The organism is Frankia sp. CeRuru1, assembly GCF_977966315.1.
On record NZ_CDWWEW010000459.1, the window covers coordinates 1 to 3600 of the forward strand.

4 protein-coding genes are annotated in these 3600 nt (G+C 71.1%); 3 read left to right on the plus strand and 1 reads right to left on the minus strand.

Annotated elements, in window-relative coordinates; genetic code table 11:
* The 3 genes from AC08OP_RS22595 to AC08OP_RS22605 form a co-directional block, all read left to right on the plus strand.
* Positions 1–544, plus strand: a 544-nt coding sequence (locus AC08OP_RS22595) for an ATP-binding cassette domain-containing protein (protein WP_476616010.1), incomplete at its 5' end; no start/stop codon positions are given.
* Entirely contained in the window at positions 480–1277 is a 798-nt protein-coding gene (locus AC08OP_RS22600) for an ABC transporter ATP-binding protein (protein ID WP_476616011.1), read from the plus strand. The genes AC08OP_RS22595 and AC08OP_RS22600, both read left to right, overlap by 65 nt.
* Positions 1222–2130: a glutathione S-transferase C-terminal domain-containing protein gene (locus AC08OP_RS22605; protein WP_476616012.1), complete on the plus strand. Its 909-nt coding sequence runs from the start codon at positions 1222–1224 to the stop codon at positions 2128–2130. Before AC08OP_RS22600 ends, AC08OP_RS22605 begins: the two co-directional genes overlap by 56 nt.
* Positions 2131–2208: 78 nt before the next feature.
* Here the strand turns inward: AC08OP_RS22605 and AC08OP_RS22610 are convergent, their stop codons facing one another.
* Complete coding sequence (locus AC08OP_RS22610; RefSeq protein WP_476616013.1) at positions 2209–2763, minus strand: AfsR/SARP family transcriptional regulator; 555 nt, start codon at positions 2761–2763, stop codon at positions 2209–2211.
* Positions 2764–3600: the final 837 nt, after the last annotated feature.

The window sequence follows — 3600 nt, forward strand, 5'->3', positions numbered from 1 at the left end:
CTCCTACCCGCACGAGCTGTCCGGCGGGACCCGGCAACGGGCCGTGATCGCGATCGCCCTGGCCTGCCGGCCCGCGCTGCTCATCGCCGACGAGCCCACCTCCGCGCTGGACGTGGTCGTCCAGCGTCGGCTGCTCGACCACCTGGCGCTGCTGTCCACCCGGGACGGGATCGGCGTCCTGCTGGTCACCCATGATCTGGCAGTCGCCGCGGAACGCGCGGACCGGCTCGTCGTCCTCGACGCCGGCGAGGTGGTCGAGCGGGGGGCAAGCGCCACCGTCCTGCGGGCGCCGGGCCATCCCGCCACTCGCTCCCTGGTGGCGGCCCGGCCCGGTGTCGCCCGGCCCGGTGTCGCCCGGCCCGGCCCCGGCTGGGCGGGACGGCAGCGGCCCCGGCGACGACGGGGGCGGCGAGGGCGCCGGGGGCCTGTCCGCCCACGGCGTCAGCCGGCTGTTCCCCGGACGCGGACCACACCACTCGGTGGTCGCCCTCGACGGCGTCAGCCTCGCGGTGCGACGCGGGGAGATCCACGCCCTCGTCGGTGAATCCGGCTCGGGCAAGTCGACACTCGCCCGCCTGCTGCTGCGGCTGGACCTCCCGACGGCGGGCACCATCCGCTTCGCCGGCGTGGACATCACCCGCCGGCGCGGCCGGGACCTGCGGGCCTTCCGGCGTCGCGTGCAGCTCGTCGCGCAGAATCCCTACGCCTCCATCGATCCGCGTTACACCGCCGCCGACGCGATCGCGGAGCCGCTGCGCGCACTGCGCCTCGTCGAGCGCGCAGCGGTGGCGCGCCGGGTGCGGGAGCTGGCCGACCAGGTCGGCCTCGCCCAAGCGCTGCTGGCCCGGCGCGCCCACGAGCTCTCCGGTGGGCAGTGCCAGCGGGTGGCGATCGCCCGGGCGCTCGCCGCGCAACCGGACATCGTCGTCTGCGACGAGGCCGTGTCGGCTCTCGACGCCACCGTCGCGGCCCGGGTCCTGGCCCTGCTCGCCGACCTGCGCGAGCACCTCGGCGTCGGCTACCTGTTCATCAGCCACGACCTGGCGGTCGTCAGCAGGATCGCCACCCGCGTCTCGGTGATGCAGGCGGGCCAGATCGTGGAGAGCGGGATGACCGCCGACGTCATCGGAGCGCCCCGGCAGCCCTATACGCGTGCGCTCGTCGACGCGGCTCCACGCCTGCCGGACGCACTGTCCACCGCCGAGGAAAGGAACCTCGACCATGACCTCTCCCGCCCATACCGACAACCCGCCGCCGGCGGTGGACGCCAGCTGTGAGGCCTCCGATCCCGCCGCGGGAATTCGCCGGCGGGAGGACGGCACCGTGTTCCGCCCTCCCGCCCGGTTCCAGGGACGGCTGTCGGCCGACCCCGCCAGCACCCACCCGGCGGAACCAGACCGCTACCGCCTGTATGTGAGCTGGGGATGCTCCTGGTCCAACCGGGCGACCATCATCCGTAACCTGCTCGGCCTCGACGACGTCCTCGCCGTCACCTATGCCGACGAGGATCCCGCCGGCCTGCGCGCGGCGTGGGAGACCATGCTGCCGGGCATCGGCCGCTACCGCGTCCCGACGCTGTGGGACGAACGCGAGCGGGTCATCGTCAGCAACGATGCCGACGGCATCACCCGCGACCTGCTCACCCAGTTCGGCGCATATGCCGGCCACGACGTCGATCTGTATCCTGAGCAGGTGCGGGAGGAGATCGACACGGTCAACGACTGGCTGTACCAGAAGATCCACAGTGTCGTCCACATCCTGGGTCACACGGCCGACCCGCAGACCCACCGGGCCCTCGTCGACGACACCGTCGCCGCGCTGTCCGCACTCGACCGCCGCCTCGCCGACCACGCCTACCTCCTGGGCGACACGCTCACCGAGTCCGACGTCCGCCTGTTCGTGTCGCTGGTCCGACTCGAGGTCGCCTTCCCGGGGATCTTCGAGGCCAACCGGGCCGAGCCGGGCGGCCATCCCCGGCTGTGGAGGTACGCCCGCACGCTGTACGCGCACCCCGCGTTCGGCCCGACGATCGACTTCGCCAGGATCCACGCCACCTTCGCCGACGCCTTCACCCACCTGCGGGCCGACGAGGTCGTGCCCGGTGGCCACCCCTCGAACTGGACGGCGTGACGGGGTCACCTCGGCCGTAGGCGGCGGGCGGCGCGGGCGGCGCGGGCGGCCTCGCCCTGGGCGTGGTGGCCGGCCCACTCACCGGGTCCCCAGCAGGGCCCGTTGCAGACTCTGGGCCTCCTGGGAGGGGTCCAGACCCAGCTCGTCCGCGAGGGTCGTGCGTAGCGTCTGGTACGCGACGAGCGCCTCGCCGCGCCGACCGGCGTGCGCGAGGGCCTCGATCAGCCGGCTGTGGAACCACTCGTTGATCGTGTGCTCGGCCACCAGCGCGCGCAGATCGCCGATGAGCTCGCGCTGATGGCCCAGCTCGAACTCCGCGCGGATGTAGGCCTCCAGGGCCCAGATCCGGCGTTCCTCCAGATGCACGACGTGGGCTTGCAGCACCCGGCCGCACATGACGTCCGCGAGCGGCGGGCCGCTCCACATCGCGAGCGCCCGGCCACAGCGTGGCGCTGGCCTCCGCAGGACGTCCCTGGTCCAGCAGGGCGCATCCCCGCGCGATGAGAGCCTGGAACGCGGTCTCGTCGATCTGTTCGGGTACGACCCGCAGCAGATATCCCGACGGCGCGGTGACCAGCAGCTCGTCGCCCGGGACGGCCAGCCGGCCCCGAAGCATGATCTTTCGCGGTTGATAGACGTAGGTCTGCAAGGTCGTGATCATACTTGCCGGGGGATTCGTGTCCCACAGTTCCCCGATGATCGTGTCGACGTGCACGATCCGGTTCGCGCGCAGCAACAGCAGCGCCAGAAGTTGGCGTACTTTCGGCAGCGTCGGCGTGCAGTTACGTCCGTCACATCACATCCGCAGGCCGCCGAGGATTTCGAAACGCGTCACCACAAGTAACCCCTTCCATCTCCCCAGCCAAGGCGGGAACCCGCCGTCGACCGCAGTCCGCGGCCTCCGGTCGACTTCACGTCAGCCGTTGGCCGCGGGCAAGCGCCGGCTACCAACGATGTAGAGCAGGGATCAAAAGTTCGGCTCGGCCTGGGCCGAGCCCGTGCCGCCCCCGCCTCGATCGAGGATTTACGACTACCGACGGCGACCAGATCGAGCAATGCCGGGCGGCGACTGTCACCAGTATCACCCGGCAGATCCCACGAAACCACTTGTCTCAAACGCCGCCGTATGCAAAGGCTCCGGCAAGAGCGCGTGGTGGCCGCGGACCTGGTCCCAGCGCGCGGTCAACACGCGCAGGAAAACCGCAGGCCAGGTCCATGTACATCGGTCCGGTAGTGCGACAGAAATATTAAGCAAGCAATTCCGGGATGGCTGGCCGGCTGTTGCGGCGACAATCCCGGGCCGTCATAATCGGATGGCGGGACGGGCGACTAGCCATGCCCCATCGAGGAGGACGAGCATGCCCGGCGACGCGTGGCAACCCGACGTGTCCATTCAGGGGTGTGCGTCCCAGCACCCTGGTGTTGATGTTGGTTTAGGTGGCGAGAGCGGTGGGCTGGAGGGTGGCGGTC